Origin of the sequence: Peribacillus tepidiphilus, assembly GCF_009466385.1 — a bacterium.
GTDB classification, from domain to species: Bacteria; Bacillota; Bacilli; order Bacillales; family DSM-1321; genus Bacillus_BN; species Bacillus_BN tepidiphilus.
On the sequence record NZ_WIAQ01000002.1, the window covers coordinates 90,281 to 112,380 of the forward strand.

The window sequence follows — 22,100 nt, forward strand, 5'->3', positions numbered from 1 at the left end:
ACGATTGATTGATCGTTTAAGTAGGCTGCACTTTTATACGAATTGCTGTCAGCTCCTCTTTTTCTGTCCTATGGTTTGATTAAGCATACTTATGTAGGGAGTTTTTGAAAGAAGGAATGAAGAATGAAGAATAAAAAGTATTGGTTCCTTGGGATTGGTGTAGTAGGTGTTGTATTGTTCTTGTTGATCATGATGAATTTTCAATCTCAAAAAGAAGGATCGAAAAAAGAAAATGATTTATTTGCACAATTATTGTTAAATATACAAGAAGGTAATAAAAATGAAGTAAAAAGATTGTTAGAACGTAACAGTAACATCATTAATGAAGAAAAAGATGACTTAACGCTGCTTGATTATTCTTTAAGCTATCAGCAGTTTGATATTTCAACCTATCTAATAGAAAAAGGTGCTAAAACTTCGAATATAAAAGAAGAGCCTATTCTCGTTAGAATTGCACAGCATCTTTTAGATAGTGCCCATGAAACAAAGGGAAGCGTTGAATCTAAAAGAAAAATGCTTGAAACGGCTTTAGACAAGTATGGAAAAGAAATAAATCGAACGGATCAACAGAAAAATACAGCTTTGCATATTGCTGCAATAAAAGGGGATCCCTACTATACAGAATTGTTATTGCAAAAAGGAATAAATACTGAAGCGAAAAATCGAGAGGGCAAAACGGCCTTTCATCTCGCAGTAGAATTAGGAAAAATAGAGGTTGTTAAACAATTATTGGCAAGAAACCCAAAGCTAATAGAAATGACCGATCAGTTAGGAGACAATTCGCTACTAATCGCAGTAAAAAATGGTCGACATGAAATCATAAATCTTTTCATTCAAAGGAAGCCTGAATTAATAAATTCGTTCAACAATGATAATAGAACCGCTTTATCTATAGCATCAGAATACGGAGATGCGGAGTCCGTTAAAATTCTCTTGCAGCATAATGCCGATAAAAACATAAAGAGTAAAGAAGGAAAAACAGCTTTAGATTATGCGAAAAAATGGAACCATGAAGACATAATAGAATTGTTACAAAAATAAAATCCCCTGCTGAGGGGATTTTATTTTTTCTCAATCCGATCGACAATAACAGTTAGTGAGTCTACTTTTGGAAGACCTTGTGCTTGATTAAGAAATAGTTTTTTATTGTTGCTTATAGTTAATCTTGAAGCATCTTTAGCATCATTCGGTTTAAAATCTAAATCACTTCCGTTGTCTTCTGTATTTCCTCTAAAACTGTTTACGGTCAAGTTGTTTTTTGAGAAAATTCCGCCATCTATCGTTAACAGAGAACCGACTGCATATATATCAGCTTTGGAGGAAGTATATAAATAGCCCTTTATCTTATTTTCATTTTTGTTCATGACGTCGATAAATTTATTTACCCGAGATATTTCAAGATCTCCTTCAGTCATAAGGATTAAGACAGCATCTTCGTCATTCGTTGTATTCTCATCCTTACATTTATTCTGATAGCAAGTGATATTTACATTTTTTAACTTAGTAGATCCTAATACATAGATTACAGATTCAAAACTTAGCTTGCCTGTAATTTCTAGATTTCCAGTAATAAGGATATTGCCTTTTACGTCCATTCTATTTAGACCTTTGCTTTCAAATCGGGCATCACCGTTAATAATAAGCCATTGATCAGATTTTAATTGAATATCCTCGGTATCGATATTAGCATCTCCTTGGTATAGAAAGCTCTTCTGATTGGAGTAACTGTCTAAGTTATTAAAATCGTTAATGATCTTGACTCCTTCACTAGGGTCTGAAACGGTTTTTTTATTTAATTCGCTTACAATGATGTTTGTTTTATCTTCACTAGTATTGGATGATCCAAAGGAAAAAGGGGAGAAACCACTCTCCATCATTTTTTCACGAAATGTCTCATGAATATCTACGTCAACAAACTTTTCTTTTTCTGTTTTATATACTGCTGTACCTTCTGAATCCTTACTAAAAGCTGATTGAATATCCTTTGGGTTCCATTGTTTCCATAAGAAATCATTTTTTTTCCATTCATGATCATAGCAAGGTGTACCAGTTGATTCACAAAGGTAAATTTGGTCGCTTTCAACGGTTACCTCAACAGTGTCTTCTATGGCTGGGAGAGTTGTTTCCCTACTTTTTTTCACATTGTACTTATAGTTAGCCCAATTGCTTATATGTAACGATTCGGAGGCATAAATATTGCCTTTCAATAATGGGGAACCATTCATTGTAAGATTTGCTCTTGATCCCAAAGCATATTTCAGAAAGCTAGGCATTGCTGTAATATAGATCTTTTGTTTATAAAGCGGTGTGTTGATGAGAAGTACTCTTGTATAATCTTCACTTCTAATTTTACCGATATATTCAGGTGATAAGGTCAGATTTTCAATGGTATATCCAAGATTACTAGAGTTGATACTAGAAAGAAAAGAATGTAACTTATCATCATATTCGTTAATGGGTAATGTGCTTAACGATTCACGATCGACAAAGCTTTGTATTTGGGCAACGGCTTCTTTTAGGTATGCCAGGGAACTAAGGTTGTCCGTAACCTCATCCATTCTAATTTCAGTTCTTTTAGCTCCTCCAATACTTGCTGTGATTAGCACAAGTCCTAATGTTGTAAAGATAACAAAAACAAGCATAACGGTTAATAAACTCGAGCCTCTTTCATTGTTAATCATAGTTATCCTCCACTAAAAACCAAATGAACTTTCAAGCTTGAGCGGCTCTAATTTCATTAAGGAGCCTTCTTGTGAATGCTGATCTGTTAGAATTAAACGAAGTTTGATTGTTCCATGTGAGCATATTGAAAAATCTGTGTTACAATCTCCAATTTGATCGAGGGTAATTTCTGATTTCTCCTCTATTTCGCTCTCGAGGTTCAACGTTGTCAATTTAGTTTTTTCTGTATTTAGCTGAAGAGGTGGATCTGTATTTTTTTGAATAAAAAAGTTGTTGTTTTCAAAGTAAAACTTGATTTCTGTTTCTATCGAATTCGGATCGTCTTCTACAACATATCCATCCACTGTTTTTTCGTTTGCACGAACTAATTTAATCCCTTTCTTGTCCCCTTCTGAGTAACTTTCTACATACTTTGGTGCATTGCTATACATTTCATTTAAAATCATTGTTGCAATATAATCTGCATCATCTCTTAATTGTCCTTCAACCTGAATCTTTTGATACAATTTCAATCCTGTAATAAATACAGAATATATAATTCCTGAAAAGATTGTAGCAATGACTAGAGTAAGTAAAACTTCTACGAGGGTAAAACCGCGATTAGAGGAAAGGATTTTATTCATTTCTTATCACCCCTTCAACAGTCGTTTCTTGATCAGACCAATGAACTTTAACCTTTAAAGGGATCAGATAGGATTTTAAGTTTGGATCTTGATGGCTTTCAATGGTGACAGTGGCAGAATATGTTACATTATTCACAACAGTTTCCAAAATTTGTGAACAATTTCCGACAAATACATCTTCATCCCCGAGTTGATCATTACAATTAGCTTTAGTCAGTTCTTTCGTTGTTGAAGAGTCCAGATATTTCTTTTGTAGTTTTTCAAAATCTTGTCGTTCCATATAGTAGAGTACATTTCTAGCAACATTGATTCCTACTGTTTTGCTTTCATTTCTTTCTGTATAATCATATGCTTGGGAAAAGAATCCCATAATGGAAATAAAAATAAACCCTAATATTGTCACAGATAAAAGTACTTCTATAAGACTAAGACCTTTATCATTATTCATAATATTGTTTGTTTTCATTTCGACGCCTTCTTTCAAAATACATAACTTTATTATACAATACTTAATAGTTGATTTATGACAATTATCACGGGTAAATGTTACTAAGTTGCTTCAATTTTATGTCGTAAGGCGAGGTGAAAATTTGGAAGAACTTTTAATGGTATTCATTTCAGTACTCATATTGATTCCTGTGATGTATATCGTTCCTTTAGGGCTGTCCTTTAAAGGGAAGATTGTTTTAATGACCTGTAGCTTTTTTGTTTCTGTTGTCTTGATTTTTTCAAAAGCTATTATTCAAATGTGGCAATTAATCCTGCTGGCAGTAGCTTTATTATTGCTTTTTTCTATTTTTTTGAACAAAAAGTTTTTAATTTTTGAAAAAAATATTCAGACGGATTCACTCAATGATTCATATAAAAATGATTCCGGCTCTTCCGAAAATGATCGTTTAATTAATAGGAACCAGTCTAAAGAAGATTCAGTTGTAAACATTGATACAGATAAGAAAGAATTTGCTAGTAGTGAGGGTAATAAAGAAGATCATCTTTTACTAGAAAATGAAAAAGATCATCTTTTAGTGGATCAAACACCTCAACCTGATAATGATTATATTGAACCTTTTGAACCTTTGATAAACTTTGAGCAAGCAATGGGAAAATCGAGCGAAGCTTCTGAATTAAATCAGTCAGAAGAAATGAGTTTAGTCCATTCGTTTATTGAAACAATCGAACCAAATAAAGAACATTTAGAATTGCAACCACTAGAAGAAATTAGTGAGATCAATCATGCAACCGAAACATCTGAAACAAGTAAAAATCAAGACCATGATTACATACAAGCTGAACTCGAAGAATTAGACTTTCTATCTGAGAGATCCATTTTACTAGATGAGATGAATGAGGAAACTAATTCTTCATCTGAAAAGGATCATTTGAATTATATGTCTGAAATTGAATCCATATTAAACGACGATGAGTTTGTTTCTTCAGATTTAGAGGAAATATCAAGTTCAGCCCCTATTACATTTGAGGAAAAAGATGAACGAACACTAGAAATGATAGAGGGAGCAGTAGAACACCAGGAAGAAGATTTTATTTCAAACCCATTTAATAGTCAAACAGCTGTAAATGATCTTCAATCTTTAAATGAACCAGAAGATTCCTTTAAAGAATATCTATTGGAGATTATGCTTAGCCAAGTAAAGCAAAAACAAAAATCTATGACACCTAAAGAATATGAACAGCTTATCAAGGATCATTTAACAGAAGATCTGCCTGATCAAACCTATTTCCTTTTTGCAAGAGAGCTGATTGATCATTTTATTAGACAGCGAGATTTATTCAAACTAGAGGCGTTGCTCTTAACATTAATGGAGAAATATAAAAAATATCCTATTCTTTTTATACAGCTTGAATATCTCTATAATCATTATGTTTTAAAACAAACTAGTTAAATATGAAAAATAATAAGTTGGATGTGGTGAAAAAAATGAAAAACAGTAGTCAAGTTATAGGATTACCAATTATTAGTATTGCAGAAGGAGAAGAAATCGGAATTGTAAAATCATTAGTTGTCAACCCAGAAAAAGGGTCTGTTGATTTTCTAACAATTGAGCATGAAGATTGGCAAGTCAGTGTAAAAGCTATACCTTTCAAAAAGGTTATTGGGATCGGAGAATATGCTGTTACAGTTGAACATGGGAATGCAGTGATTGATCTAAATGAAATACCAATTGCGAACCAATTAGTAAACAAAAAAATCAAAATTATTCATGCGAAAGTAATGACTCGTAAGGGAGAACTTCTAGGAGAAGTAACGGAATATTACTTGGATGAAGAGAATGGACATATTAATGGCATGACGATAAAAACTCCATCTAATGAAGTCGTTTTGCCTGCTGAACAGGTATTGACATTTGGTAGAGATATTATTGTTGTAAAAGAGGATGCACCTTTTCATTTTGTGAATGATGCATCAGATTTATTACATACAACAGATGTGGAAGTGGCCGCATCTGCTGATGTTGAAATAACAGGTATGATTTCTGAATTAGAAGTGGAAGAAGCACTTAAAGAAAAGCAGGTAGAGATTTTATATGGAAAAACCGTTTCGAAAGATATTTTCGATCGAAATGGAAACATGCTATTTGCGAAAGGTACGATTCTTACTAAGGAAGACATCTTAAAAGCCCAGCAAGAAGGTCCGAGTGTAATGGTGGAATTATCTATGAATGTTGATGCTTAAGTGGTAAAGGAGCGTAACAGTTGAGGAACTCCAAATTATTCATCATATTTTTAACCATGCTTGTGTTAACCATATATATGTATAGCTTTTCACAACTTGGAGCGCACGCGTATGAGCATTTTTTTAAAGAACCTAATACATTCCCTAAGGGAACAACTATAGGAATGAATTCGATTGCTCAAAAAACACCTCAACAAATAAAAGAAATTGTTAAAGAGTCAATAAGTAATTGGACTCATTCGACAGTGATTGAATTTCATTTTAAAGAAAAAAAGTATGAAGCAAAAAAGAGCTTAATTCGGTTCGATGAAGAAGCTACTATTGCAGCGATCAAGCCAGGCGAGAAAAATAAGTTTATCGTGTCTATTGATGAAGAGGATCTAAGAAATGAGCTGGGAAATCTGTCTGGGAAACTATTAGATGAGAATCTAGATATTGATAAACTAGTAGAGGATTTAAAAGCTGTCTCTCTATTAGCTGAAGCAGGAACTTATTCGTTTTTTGTTGAAAATTATCTTCCTAATCATGCTAGTGGTGAAAGTGTACTTTCAAAAGCAACGATCGATATAAAGGGGTATGAACAAGAAATTCATCGTTTTGCATCAAAATTTTCTCGGATTGAAATCAAACCAAAGAGTCATTTCTCTTTTTTATCGTTTTTAGAAAAAAACAAAGTGAATAAATTAACCGATGAGGCTCAAAGCAGGATTGCTTCAGGCATATATGAAGTCATTTTACCGACCAATTTTTTAATGATTGAGCGACATATTAGCCCTGAACTTCCTGACTATGCAAAGCTAGGTTTTGAAGCAAATATAAGCAAGGATCTGAACCGAGATTTCGTATTTGCCAATATAAATGAAAGGCCATTTGCATTTGAATTTTCTGTTGAAAAATCTTCTTTAGTCATTTTGTTAAAGGGCAGCCCTTTTTTGTATCGATATAATCTGAAGAAGGAAGAAAGTACTTTCCCTCCTAAAACGATTGTTCACTTTGATCCTAAACTTAATTATGGGGAGTTCAAAGTCGCTTTCGCTGGAGAAGATGGAAAAATGATAAAAATCATGAGAGATGTATTCGATGAATATGGGAACTTCTTAAAAAGAGAAAATATTTCAGAGGATTTCTATCCACCAAAACATAAAATGGAAGTACACAGTTTGAAACTTCCACCTGAAGAAACCGAATCTCCGGATGATCCGAACAAGAATCCTACGGGTGATAAGGAACTTCCCGAAGGTGATCTACAGGACCCATCATCGGATGATCAAACTGAAATAGAGGAAGAGAATAATGAATCGTTCCCTTCAGATACTCCGATCGATCATAATGTGGAATAATGTGTGAATGAAAATTTTATGAAAAGCGAGGAATCGCGATGCCACAAAACCGAAAAAGGTTAGGAGATTTGCTCGTTGAAGCTGGCTTAATTTCTAAAGATCAGCTTCAAATTGCATTGAAAGAAAAGAGTTCATCTCAAAAGCTTGGGGATGTCCTTTTACAACGAGGCTATATAACGGAACAGCAACTAATTGAAGTATTGGAATTTCAGTTAGGTATTCCACATGTTAGTTTATATCGATATCCTTTTGACAGGAAGTTATTCAACCTCGTGCCTAAAGAAACAGCCAAAAGAAATTTATTAATTCCATTAAAAAAAGATGGGAACAAGCTTTTTGTTGCAATGGCAGATCCAATGGACTTCTTTGCAATTGACGATTTAAGATTGTCGACAGGTTTTCAGATTGAGACGGCCATTGCAACCAAAGATGACATATTAAGAGCCATTTCTAAGTATTATGATACGGAAGACGGGTTTGAGGAATTAATAGGAGATCTACCTGTAGCGGAGAACGAACAAGAAGACAAAATAACAGATCAAGACTCGCCAATTGTAAGATTAGTCAATCAATTAATAGCTAATGCTGTTACCCAAAAAGCTAGCGATATTCATATCGATCCCCATGAAACAAAAGTGGTAATAAGATATCGTGTTGATGGAGTGCTCCGTAATGAAAAAACACTTCCAAAGAACATGCAAAGCGTATTAACAGCTAGAATAAAAATTATGGCTAATCTTGATATTACTGAACACCGTATTCCTCAGGATGGAAGAATCAAAATCAATTTAGATTTTCATCCTGTCGATTTGCGTGTTTCAACCTTGCCTACCGTTTTTGGAGAAAAAATCGTCATGCGTATTCTCGACCTCGGAAGCTCCTTGAACGATATTAACAAGCTCGGATTTAACAAAATAAACTTACAGCGCTTTACGAATATGATTGAACAACCTACAGGAATTGTACTGATTTCTGGACCTACCGGTTCAGGAAAGTCATCTACCTTGTATGCTGCTCTCAATAAATTAAACAGTGAAGAAGTGAATATTATAACGGTTGAAGATCCGGTAGAGTATCAGCTTGAAGGAATTAACCAGATTCAAGTCAACCCAAACGTAGGAATGACGTTCGCCGCTGGTTTGAGATCTATTTTAAGACAGGATCCAAACATTATTATGGTTGGGGAAATTCGTGACAAAGAAACTGTGGAAGTGGCAATAAGAGCAGCATTAACAGGACATCTCGTCTTAAGTACGATCCATACGAATGATTCTTTAGGTACGGTTACTCGACTTATTGATATGGGTGTGGAGCCATTCTTGGTAGCTTCTGCATTAAGTGGAGTGGTGGCACAAAGATTAGTAAGGAGAGTTTGTAGGGATTGTGCAGTACAGGAGGCTCCAACGAAGAGAGAAATTGAAATCTTTGCAAGACGAGGGATGAAAATAGAAAGGATCCATCGTGGAAAAGGTTGTTCTTCTTGTAATATGACGGGTTATAAAGGACGTATTGCTATTCATGAGATTCTAGTCATTAATGATGAAATGAGAAGAGTCATAATGGATAATGAGTCTCTAACTAGATTAAGAGAATTAGCGATCAAGCATAAAACGATCTTTCTAATTGATGATGGTTTACTTAAGGTTAAACAAGGATTAACAACGACTGAAGAAGTGTTAAGAGTAGCTGTACTGGAATAGAGGTGAAAATGTGAAATCAAAAATTGAACATTTATTGAGGGCAGCCTTTGAATTAAAGGCATCAGATATTCATTTAACAGTTGGAGTTCCACCGATTATGAGATTAAATGGAGAACTGAAAAAGTACGGGAAAGACCCTCTCTTGCCTTCGGACACCGAAGGAATGGCTAAGGCCATTATTCCAGAGGCAAAATGGGAACAATTAAAGGAAAAAGGAGAATTAGATTTTTCCTATGGTATTCCTGGGGTTTCAAGATTTCGGGTAAATGCCTATTTTCAAAGATCCTGTATTGCCATGGCTATTCGTGTCGTCCCAACTAGAATCCCAACAATCGAAGAATTAGAATTACCCGAAGTCCTTAAGAAAATTGCTGAAAAGCCACAAGGACTTGTTCTTGTTACCGGACCAACAGGAAGTGGAAAATCTACCACTCTCGCTTCTATTATTCAATATATGAATGCAAATATGAGGAAGCATATTATCACATTAGAAGATCCTATTGAATATCTACATAAACACAATTTGTGCATAATTGACCAGCGTGAAGTAGGATTCGATACAAATAATTTTGCAAACGGTTTACGAGCTGCACTCCGTCAAGATCCTGATGTCATTTTAGTTGGGGAAATGCGAGATTTAGAAACCATTCATACGGCATTAACAGCAGCTGAAACGGGACATTTAGTATTTGGCACACTTCATACATCAAGTGCACCATCTACCATTGACCGAATAATAGACGTATTTCCACCTGAACAGCAGCCTCAAATAAGAATTCAACTAGCATCTGTTTTAGTAGCTATCATATCTCAACGTCTTTTTCCTACTTCAGATCGAAAAGGAAGAAGGGCAGCAACTGAAATTTTAATTAATAATGCTGCAGTCGCTAATCTAATTCGTAACGAGAAAATTCATCAAATCGTAAATATTATCCAAACATCTCGTGCACAAGGAATGCATACGTTAGAAAGCAGTATTAAAGATCTTCTGTCTCAAGGTATCATTACAAAGGAAGCTGCAGCACCTTACTTGCAGGAAAAGGTGGAGTAGATGAAACGGTTTGAATATTCTGGTAGAAGTAGGCAGGGGAAAGTTACTGGAAAAATACAAGCTGCTTCTAAAAGAGAAGCACTCCTTATATTGAGAGATAAGGGAATTAGAGTATTAGAAATGAAGGAATTACCAGAAAGTATATTACATAAGGACATAGTGATTGGTAATCCTGTAAAGCTGCAGCATTTTGTAATCTATTTAAGGCAATTTTCGACACTTTTAAAAGCTGGGGTATCGGTAGTTGATGCTACTAACATTTTATCTCAACAAACAGAAAGTAAATATCTTCGCAAGGCTCTTGAGCAAATCGAAACAGAGCTGAGAGAAGGAAATCCTTTATCTGCTGTATCGGCTACTCATAAAAAAATATTTTCTCCTATGTACATAAACATGATCAAAGCCGGTGAAGCTGGAGGAAATATGGATGAGACGTTAGACCGTCTAGCAGAGCATTACGAGAAACAGCATGCGACCAAACAAAAAATCGCCTCAGCTATGGCCTATCCCATTGTGGTTGTATTCATAGCCATTGCTGTTGTCATATTTTTGCTTGTATCCGTTGTTCCGACATTTGTTGATATGTTCGCTGATTTTGGCGGCGAGCTGCCAGCAATTACGAAATTTGTTTTAGGTGCCAGTGAATTTATGCAGAAATCCTGGTATATGATTGTTCTTTTCTTTGTTCTACTGTTTCTTTCTATTTCGATTATAAAAAGGAATAAAAAAACCAAATATTATTTTGACTACTTTGTCCTTAGAGTTCCGATTTTCGGAAGTATGATGAGAAAAGCGGTATTAGCCAGAATGACAAGAACGCTTAGTTCACTATTTTCGAGCTCTGTACCGATCCTGCAGGCCATGACTATAGTGGAAGAGGTAGTAGAAAATGAGGTCATTGGAAGAGTCATCTTACAGGCAAGAGATTCATTAGAGAAGGGACAATCCATCACTTTGCCAATGAAAGCACATTGGGCGTTTCCGCCGCTTGTTACGCAAATGATTGTAATTGGTGAACAAACCGGCTCCTTGGATTCTATGCTTGCAAAAGTAGCCGACTTTTATGAAAAAGAAGTGGATAACAGCACGGATCGTATAAAGTCTTTAATCGAACCACTCATGATTGTTGTATTAGCCGGCTTAGTCGGAACAATTGTCATTTCGATCATGGTCCCGATGTTTGAAATCTTTAATCAAGTGGGGAAACAGTAATTACTAAAAATTGTCAAAATATCATTTAGTGTAGTAATGATTTCATAGTATAATAGAACTATAATAAAAATCACAATAATGAGGGAGGAAAATTTTATGAGTTTCGTTAAGAAATATATTAAGAATGAAAGAGGATTGACGCTCATTGAATTACTTGCGGTAGTTGTTATTTTAGGGATCATTGCAGCGATTGCAATTCCAAGTATCGGGAAGTTGATGGAGAACTCTAAAAAAGATGCACATATTGCTAATGCACAGCAAATGGCTAACTCTGCAAGATTATATATTACAGAAAAACGTACAACTGTAAATAGTACTGGTGTTGATATTAAATTAAGTGATCTTATTACTAATGGCTTTATAGATTCAATTAAAGATCCAAGTGACAAAACGAATACCTATGATGAAACTAATTCTAAAGTAACGGTTAAGGAAGAAAGTGGAAAAATCAATTATTATGTTACCTTAAAAAGTAACGGCGGGAATAATGCTGTTACTTATATAGATGGAACAGTTAAAGCAACAGACCTAGATAGAGACAATGTAGATTTAGAGTAGATATTATGGTACAAAGTTTTTCTTTCATTCTATTTTTCCTCGGCCTCGTCCTCGGCTCCTTCTACAACGTAGTCGGCCTGAGGGTTCCGGTGAAGAAGTCGATTGTGTGGCCGCGTTCATCTTGTCCTCGTTGTGGAAGAGTATTGACACCGTTTGAACTGATACCTTTTTTGTCTTACTTATTTCAAAAGGGGAAATGCCGGGGCTGTTCTGCTCCGGTCTCACCTTTATATCCCACTATGGAGCTATTAACAGGCGTTCTGTTTGCAGGATCTCCCCTACTGGTCGGATGGTCAGAAGAGCTAATCATTGCTTTTGCGTTAAACTCCTTGCTTGTCATTATTACGGTTACTGATTTGTCATACATGGTTATTCCTGATAGGATCCTGCTTTTCTTTGCAGTGGTTTTTTTAATTCTGCATCTTTTTTTTCCAACAATCACCTGGTGGGATGCCATTTCTGGAGCTGCTGTTGGTTTTAGCTCTCTTTTGTTTATTGCAATCATTAGTAGAGGTGGCATGGGTGGAGGAGATATTAAGCTGTTCGCTGTGATCGGGCTTGCCATCGGTGTAAAATCGGTGCTCCTTTCCTTGTTTTTTGCAACCCTCTATGGTGCAATAGTAGGAATCTTGTTCATATTTATAGGAGTTTTTGAAAAAGGCAAGCCTGTTCCATTTGGTCCTTTTATAGCATTAGGAACACTTACCGCATTCTTTTTCGGCGATGGTATTTTATCATGGTATTTTACTTTATTCTACTAAGATTTTAAGATAGGAGAAAATCTCGTGGCTCTTTCTCTATTTTCAGGCAAAAACAAAATCATTAATCTAGAAATCAAAGAGCATGTTATTCGATTCGTGGAACTAAAACAAGGGTTCACTCCGGTAGTCAGCAAGTGTGGAGAAAGATTGTTGGACCCTGGCATTATCAAAGATGGTAGGATTATGGACTCTAATACATTCAAACTTATACTTGAAGAATGTATACGTGATTGGAAGCTTCAGCATAGACAGGTTCGTTTTTTAGTTCCTGATTCTTATATTGTTATTCGTAAATTAGAGATTCCGAATGACATTGCAGACGACGAAATGAATAGTTATCTTTATCTAGAGCTTGGGACAAGCATCCATTTACCGTTTGATGAACCTGTATTTGATACAGTGCTTTTAGGTGAGAAAAACGGAAAAAAGGAGATTTTGTTATTTGCTGCACCTGAATCCATTGTAGAGGATTATCGTCATGTCTTAGAAGAGTGTAAACTTAAGCCCATCGCAGCAGATATATCCCCTCTGTCTATCTATCGTTTGTACGATTATCTCGAGAAAGACCATCACCCTAATCATGTGATGGTCATTCAATTTGACATGACGAGCGTAAATCATTGCATATTTCATCAAAAGAAACCTGTTTTTATGAGGCATAACATCCTTGATATTGAAGCAAAGAAGTGGGAAAAGAAAATAACAGGACCGCATAGCGGAAAATGGATATACAATGGAGATAAAAATGTGTATTTTCAATTTTTAGAGGACGTCTTTAAGGAAATTGAAAAAGTGATGAGTTTCTATAAATATTCTTTAAACAATGGTCAAACAGGAGTTGAAGCTTTGATCATAACGGGAGATCATCCTTTTATTGATGAAATTACTAAGCATATTGAAAAACGTTTCGAACTCCCTTTAAAACGTTTTGATGAACAAGCGATTCATTTTGCTTATCAAACAGAAAACGATTCCTCCTATTATGTATTGATCGGCTTAGGGCTGAAGGGGGTGAGGTAATGCTTGTTGAAATAAACCTGCTTCCGAAAAAGGAACCTAGAAATATATCATTTGTACTCATTTTTTCTGCTGTAATATTGTTATTCATAGGTCTCATAACTTTTTTTTATTTTCAATACACCACCACTCAATCTAAGCTTAATCAGATAAATGACCAGCTCCAAACAACAAGAGAACTTATTATGTTAGAAACAGCAAAACAAGCAGATGCTGAGAATAACAGCTCTATTCAAACATTGAATGAATTAATAAAATGGACAGAGGATTATCCAATTAAAACAGTTCCTTTAATTAAGCATTTTATCTCATTGCTTCCGGAGCGCGGCTTTTTTATGAATTTTGCTTATTCTAAAGAGGGGATCGTTACATTAAGTGTACAATTTGATTATTCCAGAGAATCCGCATTTTACCTTAGTGAGCTTATACAGTCTAAATATATTAGTGAAGCAAAGCTACTTAGCTTAATTACTTCATTTTCGGATGAAGAAGATAATAAGGAACAAACGGAAGACCAAGTGGGTTCACAAAATGAGAAAACGACTGCTCCCCAGTTAGATAGCAATCCATACCTTCCGCGTTATTTAGCTACATATGAATTAAAGCTGAATCATAAGGAAATCAAAAAACTCGAAGAAGAAATTGAGCGAAAGCGGGCTACTTTACCTAGCCCTTCTCCGAATAAAGGAGGGGAAGGGAATTGAAATTTTCATTATCAAGAAAGCAATTCATTATTATTATATTAACTATTTTTCTTCTTGGCGGGATCTTAACAGGGGGATATTTTTGGTTTATTGATCCTTTAAAAAGTGGTGTAACATTGCGTGAGAATGAATTGAAAAATGAAGAAAAAATACTAGCAGTACTAGAAGCAAAAAGAAGTTCAGAAGTGACCAGCTCTTTTGAAACAACAGTGGAGCTTCAAAAAAAATTACCTGTTAAACCATTGATGGATCAGCTTTTGCTAGATTTAGAAAAAGCTGAAATTATATCAAATAGCTTTATAAAAACAATTCAAGTTGAAAATGCAGATGCATCTAGTCATGCAAATCCTGTAGATGAAACGCAACAAATTCCAAATGATGAAAATAGAGGTAGTCAAAAAGAAGCTGAATCAGAATCTAGTGCAGATAAGAGTGAAGAAACAGTTGGTAATGAAGAAAGTAATCAGTTTAAACAGGAGCTTCCCGCAGGTTTAAAAAAGATTACGATGACCCTATCTGTCCAGTCTCCGACTTACTTTGAAATGGAAAAGTTTCTTCAAAGTTTAGAGTCGATGAAAAGAATCTTAACGATTGAAAATTTAAGCTTTAAGGGAAATAAAGAACTATTATCCATTGATAAATCAATAGAATCATTAGAATACAATGTGATCATTGCTGCCTATTATTCTCCTAATTTATTAGAGCTTCAAGACGATTTGCCTACGATAAAAAAGCCAGAGCCTGCTAATAAAATAAACCCTTTTGTCAATAGTACTTCTATTCAGCAATATGATAGTCAAACAAATAGAAGTAAAAAAATTGACGAAACCTATTCATAACAAGACGACAAAAGTCTTGTTATTTTTTTTTGCGCATATGATAGGATTAAACAAATAAAGTCGAAAGGAGGAGGCTGTATTGGAGAGAAATCAATCGAATCAAACGATAACGATTAAAATAAATGGCCAAGAAAAAGCTTTTGTTGAAGAGAAACAGCAGCCAATCATCGATGAAATCTATCAATCAAACAGCGAAGTTGCTGTCTCCACTGAAGTTCAAGAAGAGAGTTTTGATTGGATTCTACCAGATTCAAATATAAACGAGAAGAAGACAGAAAGCATATTTGTCGTAAAAAATAGTCCACCAAGAAGAAAATGGTATACGAATCGATGGACAAGCAGTAAGGAAAGTTTATTTAAGCCATTATTTATATCTGCAGTATTTGCTGTTTTGCTTGGCACAAGCTTTGGTTTGATCGTATTAAAAACAATACCCGCCAAGGAAGTACCTGCTGCTTCAGTAGATCAACCTGTAGACACAAAATTGGCTCAGTCAACAGAATTAAGCAATGTACCTGATTTGAAAATATTTGCAATACAAGGTGGTGTTTTCTCCACCAAAGAGGCAGCCGTTTTGCATCAAGAGCTTTTAAAAACGAAGCATATTTCATCCAGTGTTTACTCTTTGAATGGAAAATTTTATGTCCTGCTTGGTGTAGCAGATAGCCTTGAGAAAGCAAAGCAGCTTGCTGGCGTCTATAAGGAAAATGGTACAGATGCATATTGGAAGGAGCTAGTCTTTACAAGTGGAGAGACTAAGAATATTTCCAAAAAGGAAAAGGACATTTTGATAGCTTCTCAAAAGCTGTACGAGTCATTTGCTCTTTATTTTGCTAATGTCCTTTCAGGTTCAGGAGGAGAATCGGACGAACTGTTAAAGCAAAGTGGAGAGCTAGCTAGTTCGATCAGTGTTACAGGCAATGAAAAATTGCAAAAGATGGTAAGTACATTATTTAAATGCACAGAGCTTTTAAACACAAAGCAGGTTACAGCAGAAAATGCAAAGTCAGCTCAACAGTATTTATTAGATTATGTATCCTTTTATCAAAATTATGCAAATTAGGAAATATGTCATAATTTGTTTATTTTCCGGGAAATATAAAGAATAGGAACAAAATGGGTAGACAGTTCTATGATCGTAAGTGAAATAACTCGAATCGAGTTTTTTTCTGATTATTTGCATAGGAGGCTGTCTATTTTTTGTGCACTCAAACAAATTAGTACCGATGGATCCTCTTAATCGAGTTTGATTATCGTTCATTAACATAATTGGTAACAAAAGACTATCAAATCTTCATAAAATTTATTCGTATATTCTCTTCTCTTTCATTGTGAATGGAGGAAGTATTTGGTACGATAGACATGTATCTCCCATTTTTGAATATTGCTTATAGAAAGGTGAATGACATGCAACAAATTGTACTAGCATCCTCTTCTCCCCGCAGACAAGAGCTACTGAAACTTCTTCAAATTCCCTTCATTATTCACTCCAGTGAGATCGATGAGACTCTTCCTACAAAAATGAAAGCTGAAGAAGCAGTCATGCAACTCGCATTTCGAAAAGCAGATGCAGTGTTGGAAAAATACCCAGACCACCTAGTAATTGGCAGTGACACTGTAGTTGTGCTAGATGGCAAGATTCTTGGTAAGCCGGAAGGCCGGAATCATGCTTTTGACATGCTGAAATCATTATCTGGGAAAACACATAAGGTCTTCACAGGTGTTTCGCTTCTTTCCAACAAGAAATCCAACATTTTTTTCGAAGAAACGGAAGTCACTTTTTGGGAACTGTCGGAAGATGACATCTATACTTATTTAAACACCGGAGAGCCATTTGATAAGGCAGGAGCTTATGGAATTCAGGGTTTCGGATCGCTTTTAGTTAAGGAGATTAAAGGCGATTACTTTACTGTAGTCGGACTACCTGTCTCAAGGTTGGCTCGAGAATTGAAATCTTTTTTATAAGAGGTTGCTTGTGTCAGTTCCCTTCTGAAAAAATCAGAAAGGATGAAAGACATTGACCACACAATGTATGATTAGGGATTATCCACAGGAGGAACGACCTCGAGAACGTTTTTTGCAGGATGGTCCACATAGTTTGAGCAACCAAGAATTGCTAGCACTTTTGTTACGAACAGGCACGAAGCAGGAATCAGTGTTGCAGCTATCCAATAAGCTTATTACTCAATTCGAGGGCTTAAGGTTATTGAAAGATGCGACAGTAGAGGAAATTTCAGCCATTAAAGGGATCGGTAAAGCAAAAGCCATTCAAATTCTGGCTGCAGTTGAACTTGGAAGGCGCATCAATAATTTAAATCAAACCGACCGCTATGTGATTAGGTCACCGGAGGATTGTGCCAATTATTGCATGAATGATATGAGATTTCTGACACAGGAGCATTTTGTTTGTTTATATCTTAACACGAAAAACCAAGTGCTTCATCGTCAAACGATTTTTATTGGCAGCTTGAATTCCTCGATTGTACATCCAAGAGAGGTGTATAAAGAAGCATTTAGACGCTCTGCAGCTTCCATCATATGCGTCCATAATCATCCGTCAGGGGACCCGACACCATCAAGAGAGGATATTGAGGTGACTAAAAGACTAGCGGAATGTGGGAAAATCATTGGAATTGATATTTTAGACCATATCATAATCGGCGAGAAGAAATATGTAAGTCTAAAAGAAAAAGGATATTTGTGACACTATTAAAATTTTTGACGATGATATATAATATAACTTATGATTTTTTAGGGGAAATTGTCGATGGATGATAAATACAAACCTTTTTTGATGATTTATGTCCATACTATAGGTTAAGCGAAAAAAACTGTTGAAACTTATTTATACATTGCATTATGTTCAGAAAGGGAGATACATGAATGTTTGGAATAGGAACAAAAGATCTTGGAATTGATTTAGGAACAGCGAATACGCTTGTATATGTGAAAGGAAAGGGTATTGTAGTTCGCGAACCATCTGTTGTGGCGTATCAAACAGATACAAAACAAATTGTGGCAGTTGGAAATGACGCAAAAAACATGATCGGTAGAACCCCTGGTAATGTAGTTGCGTTACGTCCGATGAAGGATGGAGTCATTGCAGATTATGAAACGACAGCTACTATGATGAAATATTTCATTCGACAAGCCCAAAATAAAAGCTTTTTTGCGAGAAAGCCTTATGTAATGGTATGTGTGCCATCTGGTATTACAGCTGTTGAAGAGCGGGCGGTGATTGATGCGACTAGACAGGCAGGTGCTCGTGATGCCTATACAATTGAAGAACCGTTTGCAGCTGCGATCGGTGCAAATCTTCCTGTATGGGAGCCAACAGGAAGCATGGTTGTTGATATCGGTGGTGGAACGACTGAAGTTGCCATCATATCACTTGGTGGAATCGTAACGAGCCAATCCATTCGTATTGCGGGAGACGAGATGGATGAAGCGATTGTAAACTATATTAGAAAAACGTATAACTTAATGATCGGTGATCGCACTGCAGAAACAATTAAGATGGAGATCGGTTCGGCTGGGGATCCAGAAGGCGTTGAAAATATGGAAATACGTGGTCGTGACCTATTAACTGGTCTTCCAAAAACAATTGAAATTACGGCTGAAGAAATTTCAAAAGCGTTGCACGATACCGTATTCGCAATTGTTGATTCTGTGAAGAATACCCTTGAGAAAACTCCACCGGAGCTTGCCGCAGATATTATGGATCGTGGAATTGTATTAACTGGTGGTGGGGCGTTATTACGTAACTTAGACAAGGTTATTTCAGAAGAAACAAAAATGCCTGTTCTCATTGCAGAAAATCCTTTGGATTGTGTTGCGATTGGAACTGGAAAAGCTCTTGATCATATTCATTTATTTAAAAATCGTGCGAGAGACTCCCGTTAATTAAACAAAATTGAGGTGTAAATCATGCCACAGTTTTTTCTTAATAAAAAACTAATAGTATTGCTTGTCAGCATTATCATTCTCGTGGCATTGATTGGGTTTTCATTAAGAGAGAGAGAACAGCTAAGCTGGCCGGAGCAATTTTTAAAGGATTCTACTGGGCTGATTCAGCAAGTATTTCATACGCCCGCTCAATTTGTAGCGGGCGTATTAGAAAATCTTCGTGATTTGCAAAATACATATGAAGAAAATCAAAAATTGAAAGCTCGATTAGATGAATATGTTAAGCTAAAAACAGAAGTGCAAAACTTGGAAAAAGAAAATGCTGAATTAAGAGAAATTCTTGATAAGAAAGATAGCTTGAGGGAATTTTCTCCGATTCAAGCAACAGTAATTGGACGGAACCCTGATCGATGGCATGAAATGATAACCATTAATAAAGGTAGCATTCACGGTGTCAAAAAAAATATGGCTGTGATTACATCAAAAGGTTTAATTGGCAAGGTGAAATACTCTAACCAGTTTACTTCTTCTGTACAGCTGTTAAGTGCAATGGATCCAAAAAACAGAATCTCTGCTAAAATACAAGGGGAGAAGGATGTTTTTGGATTAATTGAAGGCTATGATAAAGAAAAACAAATGCTGCTATTAAAACGTATTCCTTATAATGAAAAAATCAAAAAAGGATCAAATGTTATTACTTCTGGGCTTGGGGGAATCTTCCCAGCTGGTCTTCTGATCGGTAAAGTGGAAAAAACGGTAACAGATCAATATGGACTAACACAAACAGCGTATGTTAAACCATTTGCAGACTTTTACGATATTTCAAATGTAATGGTAGCTAACCCGAAAATGGAAGCTGCTGTAAGTGAAGATAAAAAACAAACAGAGGGGGAAGGCTCGTGAAAAAGCTTCTCCTTCCCATTATCGCCATTCTAATTTTTATTTCTGAAAGTTTGTTTGTAAACCTATTCTCGGGTGAATTATTCAATAGCGAGAGAATTTTTGTTCCTCGGTTTTTAATGATTTTTCTCGTTTTTTTGGCAGTTTACGGAACATACAAGCTAGCAATCCTTTATGCCCTCATGATTGGACTCGTATTTGACGTGGTATATACGGAGATATTGGGGATTTATTTGTTTGTTTTTCCAGTGTTGATCTATTTGATAGCTAAATTAGCAAAAATACTACAGAATCATTTATTTATTGTATCCATTTTATCTTTGCTAGCCATTTCTTTGCTGGAGGTCGCTGTATACCAGATTAACCTTATTATCGGTTTTGCAGATATGACCTATAAAGAATTTGTATTAATTCGCTTACTTCCTACACTTGTATTAAATGCGGCAGCAGTCATTATACTGTCTTATCCATTAAAAAAGAGGTTGTTGAGTATGAATTTGGATGGACGGGATGATTGAATATTTTGCAATACGCTAAGCAATGTGAGAGGATAAGGCTTTGGTTGTGTAGAATATCTAATCATTGAGGTGAATGAGGCGTCATGAATAAATTAAATTCGCAAAATGTAACGATTAAAGGCACGAAAGAAGGTCTTACGCTCCATCTCGATGATTCCTGTTCCTTTTATGAAATAAAAAGAGAACTTGAAGAAAAGCTATCTGCAAAATATAAATTCCAACAAAATGATCCAATCATTTCTGTTAAAGTTCATACTGGAAAAAGGCTATTTTCGGAAGAGCAAAAACAAGAAATTAAGCAGCTTGTAGAGAAAAAAGAGAAATTGGTCATTGATTCTTTTCAATCAAATGTTGTGGCGATAGAAGAAGCAACTAAATGGAAGGAAGAAAATGAAACCCATACGTTGGCTACCATAGTACGTTCAGGGCAAATCGTTGAAGTAAAGGGTGACTTGGTCCTTATTGGTGACGTTAATCCAGGCGGCACTGTAAAGGCTACCGGTAACATATTTATTGTAGGCATGCTAAAAGGGGCGGCTCACGCAGGTTCAGATGGTAATGAGCAGGCAGTAATTGTTTCTTCCAGAATGTGTGCTTCACAACTTCGGATTGCAGATTTTGTAACGCTTATTCAAGACCAGAGTGAAAAGGAATTTCGTGATATGGAATGTGCCTACATAAACAACGAGCGGGAAATGGTAGTTGATAAGCTTCAAGTTTTAAGGAATATAAGACCTAATTTCAATAGATTAGAAGGGGGAGTCTAATCGTGGGTGAGGCAATAGTTGTAACATCAGGAAAAGGTGGAGTGGGAAAAACGACTACTTCCGCCAATTTAGGTACTTCTTTGGCCATTCTCGGTAAAAAGGTGTGTCTAGTTGATACGGATATCGGTCTCCGCAATTTGGATGTCGTTATGGGTCTTGAAAACCGCATCATCTATGATCTTGTAGATGTAGTGGAAAAGAGATGTAAAATCCACCAGGCATTAGTAAAGGACAAGCGTTTTGATGGTTTGCTTTACCTGCTTCCTGCAGCCCAAACAAGCGACAAGACGGCGGTCACTCCTGAGCAAATGAAGGAGCTAATAGAAGAACTAAAGCAGGATTATGATTATATCATTATTGATTGTCCGGCAGGGATCGAGCAGGGCTACAAGAATGCTGTTGCAGGGGCCGACAAGGCGATCGTTGTGACAACGCCGGAGGTTTCTGCTGTGCGTGACGCTGACCGAGTGATCGGGCTTTTGGAAAAGGAAGAGCATATTGAAGCACCAAAGCTGATCATAAATCGCATTCGCAGCCATATGTTAAAAAGCGGAGAAATGCTTGATATCGATGAGATTACCACTCATTTATCCATTGATTTGATAGGGATTGTTGCGGATGATGATCAGGTTATTAAAGCTTCGAACCAAGGTGAACCAATCGCTTTAGACCCGAACAATCGAGCAGCCATTGCTTATCGTAATATTGCAAGAAGAATCTTAGGTGAATCGGTACCGTTAAAAGCGCTAGAAGATGACCAAAAGGGTGTTTTTGCAAAAATTAAAAAGCTATTCGGAGTAAAATCGTAATAAAAGAGCCTATTTTTCCAC

23 protein-coding genes are annotated in these 22,100 nt (G+C 35.9%); 20 read left to right on the forward strand and 3 right to left on the reverse strand.

The genetic code is table 11. The annotated features are described in order from the left end of the window. The first annotated feature begins 123 nt into the window (after positions 1–123). On the forward strand, positions 124–1,041 hold the full coding sequence (locus GD441_RS01730; protein WP_153123049.1) for an ankyrin repeat domain-containing protein: 918 nt from the start codon (positions 124–126) through the stop codon (positions 1,039–1,041). Between the two features lie 20 nt (positions 1,042–1,061). On the opposite strand, the gene GD441_RS01735 is transcribed toward GD441_RS01730, so the two are convergent. From GD441_RS01735 to GD441_RS01745, 3 genes are read right to left on the reverse strand one after another with little or no spacing between them, the layout of a single operon-like run. Beyond that, positions 1,062–2,681 carry a hypothetical protein gene (locus GD441_RS01735; protein ID WP_153123051.1) on the reverse strand — a complete coding sequence of 540 codons (1,620 nt, stop codon included), beginning with the start codon at positions 2,679–2,681 and terminating at the stop codon, positions 1,062–1,064. Between the two features lie 12 nt (positions 2,682–2,693). After that, positions 2,694–3,305 carry a PilW family protein gene (locus GD441_RS01740; protein ID WP_153123053.1) on the reverse strand — a complete coding sequence of 204 codons (612 nt, stop codon included), beginning with the start codon at positions 3,303–3,305 and terminating at the stop codon, positions 2,694–2,696. Continuing rightward, positions 3,298–3,771, reverse strand: coding sequence for a type IV pilus modification PilV family protein (locus GD441_RS01745; RefSeq protein WP_153123055.1), 474 nt, complete (start codon positions 3,769–3,771; stop codon positions 3,298–3,300). Before GD441_RS01745 ends, GD441_RS01740 begins: the two co-directional genes overlap by 8 nt. Positions 3,772–3,895: 124 nt before the next feature. Between GD441_RS01745 and GD441_RS01750 the strand changes: the two genes are divergently transcribed. The 19 genes from GD441_RS01750 to minD all read left to right on the forward strand — a co-directional run bounded on the left by GD441_RS01750 (position 3,896) and on the right by minD (position 22,079). Further along, positions 3,896–5,206 (forward strand): hypothetical protein, encoded by a 1,311-nt coding sequence (locus GD441_RS01750; protein WP_153123057.1) that lies wholly within the window; start codon positions 3,896–3,898, stop codon positions 5,204–5,206. Between the two features lie 35 nt (positions 5,207–5,241). Then, on the forward strand, positions 5,242–5,997 hold the full coding sequence (locus GD441_RS01755) for a PRC-barrel domain-containing protein (protein WP_153123059.1): 756 nt from the start codon (positions 5,242–5,244) through the stop codon (positions 5,995–5,997). Between the two features lie 20 nt (positions 5,998–6,017). Beyond that, positions 6,018–7,337: a VanW family protein gene (locus tag GD441_RS01760; RefSeq protein WP_153123060.1), complete on the forward strand. Its 1,320-nt coding sequence runs from the start codon at positions 6,018–6,020 to the stop codon at positions 7,335–7,337. Between the two features lie 38 nt (positions 7,338–7,375). Next, a complete protein-coding gene (locus tag GD441_RS01765) occupies positions 7,376–9,037 on the forward strand; it encodes a GspE/PulE family protein (RefSeq protein WP_153123062.1) in 1,662 nt (553 codons plus the stop codon). A 10-nt stretch (positions 9,038–9,047) separates the two neighbouring features. Further along, positions 9,048–10,088, forward strand: coding sequence for a type IV pilus twitching motility protein PilT (locus GD441_RS01770; protein ID WP_153123064.1), 1,041 nt, complete (start codon positions 9,048–9,050; stop codon positions 10,086–10,088). Beyond that, the gene (locus tag GD441_RS01775; RefSeq protein ID WP_153123067.1) at positions 10,089–11,300 is read left to right on the forward strand and encodes a type II secretion system F family protein; all 1,212 of its coding nucleotides are present in this window, start codon (positions 10,089–10,091) and stop codon (positions 11,298–11,300) included. It abuts the gene before it with no gap. Between the two features lie 96 nt (positions 11,301–11,396). After that, positions 11,397–11,858 (forward strand): type II secretion system protein, encoded by a 462-nt coding sequence (locus GD441_RS01780; RefSeq protein ID WP_153123069.1) that lies wholly within the window; start codon positions 11,397–11,399, stop codon positions 11,856–11,858. Between the two features lie 5 nt (positions 11,859–11,863). Next, positions 11,864–12,619, forward strand: a complete 756-nt coding sequence (locus GD441_RS01785; protein WP_153123071.1) for a prepilin peptidase — start codon at positions 11,864–11,866, stop codon at positions 12,617–12,619. A 24-nt stretch (positions 12,620–12,643) separates the two neighbouring features. Further along, entirely contained in the window at positions 12,644–13,639 is a 996-nt protein-coding gene (gene pilM / locus GD441_RS01790) for a type IV pilus biogenesis protein PilM (protein ID WP_153123074.1), read from the forward strand. After that, entirely contained in the window at positions 13,639–14,340 is a 702-nt protein-coding gene (locus GD441_RS01795; RefSeq protein WP_153123076.1) for a hypothetical protein, read from the forward strand. The genes pilM and GD441_RS01795 overlap by 1 nt, the downstream gene beginning before the upstream one ends. Next, entirely contained in the window at positions 14,337–15,179 is an 843-nt protein-coding gene (locus tag GD441_RS01800) for a hypothetical protein (RefSeq protein WP_153123078.1), read from the forward strand. The genes GD441_RS01795 and GD441_RS01800 overlap by 4 nt, the downstream gene beginning before the upstream one ends. A 79-nt stretch (positions 15,180–15,258) precedes the next feature. Further along, complete coding sequence (locus tag GD441_RS01805) at positions 15,259–16,242, forward strand: hypothetical protein (protein ID WP_153123080.1); 984 nt, start codon at positions 15,259–15,261, stop codon at positions 16,240–16,242. A gap of 344 nt (positions 16,243–16,586) precedes the next feature. Next, the gene (locus GD441_RS01810) at positions 16,587–17,144 is read left to right on the forward strand and encodes a Maf family protein (RefSeq protein ID WP_153123082.1); all 558 of its coding nucleotides are present in this window, start codon (positions 16,587–16,589) and stop codon (positions 17,142–17,144) included. A 67-nt stretch (positions 17,145–17,211) separates the two neighbouring features. Next, complete coding sequence (gene radC / locus GD441_RS01815) at positions 17,212–17,883, forward strand: RadC family protein (protein ID WP_153123603.1); 672 nt, start codon at positions 17,212–17,214, stop codon at positions 17,881–17,883. A gap of 179 nt (positions 17,884–18,062) precedes the next feature. Then, complete coding sequence (locus GD441_RS01820) at positions 18,063–19,082, forward strand: rod shape-determining protein (RefSeq protein WP_153123084.1); 1,020 nt, start codon at positions 18,063–18,065, stop codon at positions 19,080–19,082. A gap of 24 nt (positions 19,083–19,106) precedes the next feature. Further along, positions 19,107–19,988, forward strand: coding sequence for a rod shape-determining protein MreC (gene mreC, locus GD441_RS01825; protein WP_153123085.1), 882 nt, complete (start codon positions 19,107–19,109; stop codon positions 19,986–19,988). Further along, positions 19,985–20,503, forward strand: coding sequence for a rod shape-determining protein MreD (mreD, locus tag GD441_RS01830; protein ID WP_153123087.1), 519 nt, complete (start codon positions 19,985–19,987; stop codon positions 20,501–20,503). The genes mreC and mreD overlap by 4 nt, the downstream gene beginning before the upstream one ends. An 83-nt stretch (positions 20,504–20,586) precedes the next feature. Beyond that, positions 20,587–21,270: a septum site-determining protein MinC gene (minC, locus tag GD441_RS01835; RefSeq protein ID WP_153123089.1), complete on the forward strand. Its 684-nt coding sequence runs from the start codon at positions 20,587–20,589 to the stop codon at positions 21,268–21,270. Between the two features lie 2 nt (positions 21,271–21,272). Further along, a complete protein-coding gene (minD, locus tag GD441_RS01840) occupies positions 21,273–22,079 on the forward strand; it encodes a septum site-determining protein MinD (RefSeq protein ID WP_153123091.1) in 807 nt (268 codons plus the stop codon). Positions 22,080–22,100: the final 21 nt, after the last annotated feature.

Bases quoted from the DNA above. Each gene is read 5' to 3' on its own strand.
- GD441_RS01730 (WP_153123049.1), top strand. From the start codon at position 124: ATGAAGAATAAAAAGTATTGGTTCCTTGGGATTGGTGTAGTAGGTGTT.
- GD441_RS01735 (WP_153123051.1), bottom strand. From the start codon at position 2,681: ATGATTAACAATGAAAGAGGCTCGAGTTTATTAACCGTTATGCTTGTT.
- GD441_RS01740 (WP_153123053.1), bottom strand. From the start codon at position 3,305: ATGAATAAAATCCTTTCCTCTAATCGCGGTTTTACCCTCGTAGAAGTT.
- GD441_RS01745 (WP_153123055.1), bottom strand. From the start codon at position 3,771: ATGAAAACAAACAATATTATGAATAATGATAAAGGTCTTAGTCTTATA.
- GD441_RS01755 (WP_153123059.1), top strand. From the start codon at position 5,242: ATGAAAAACAGTAGTCAAGTTATAGGATTACCAATTATTAGTATTGCA.
- GD441_RS01765 (WP_153123062.1), top strand. From the start codon at position 7,376: ATGCCACAAAACCGAAAAAGGTTAGGAGATTTGCTCGTTGAAGCTGGC.
- GD441_RS01775 (WP_153123067.1), top strand. From the start codon at position 10,089: ATGAAACGGTTTGAATATTCTGGTAGAAGTAGGCAGGGGAAAGTTACT.
- GD441_RS01780 (WP_153123069.1), top strand. From the start codon at position 11,397: ATGAGTTTCGTTAAGAAATATATTAAGAATGAAAGAGGATTGACGCTC.
- GD441_RS01785 (WP_153123071.1), top strand. From the start codon at position 11,864: ATGGTACAAAGTTTTTCTTTCATTCTATTTTTCCTCGGCCTCGTCCTC.
- GD441_RS01795 (WP_153123076.1), top strand. From the start codon at position 13,639: ATGCTTGTTGAAATAAACCTGCTTCCGAAAAAGGAACCTAGAAATATA.
- GD441_RS01810 (WP_153123082.1), top strand. From the start codon at position 16,587: ATGCAACAAATTGTACTAGCATCCTCTTCTCCCCGCAGACAAGAGCTA.
- radC (WP_153123603.1), top strand. From the start codon at position 17,212: ATGATTAGGGATTATCCACAGGAGGAACGACCTCGAGAACGTTTTTTG.
- GD441_RS01820 (WP_153123084.1), top strand. From the start codon at position 18,063: ATGTTTGGAATAGGAACAAAAGATCTTGGAATTGATTTAGGAACAGCG.
- mreC (WP_153123085.1), top strand. From the start codon at position 19,107: ATGCCACAGTTTTTTCTTAATAAAAAACTAATAGTATTGCTTGTCAGC.
- minC (WP_153123089.1), top strand. From the start codon at position 20,587: ATGAATAAATTAAATTCGCAAAATGTAACGATTAAAGGCACGAAAGAA.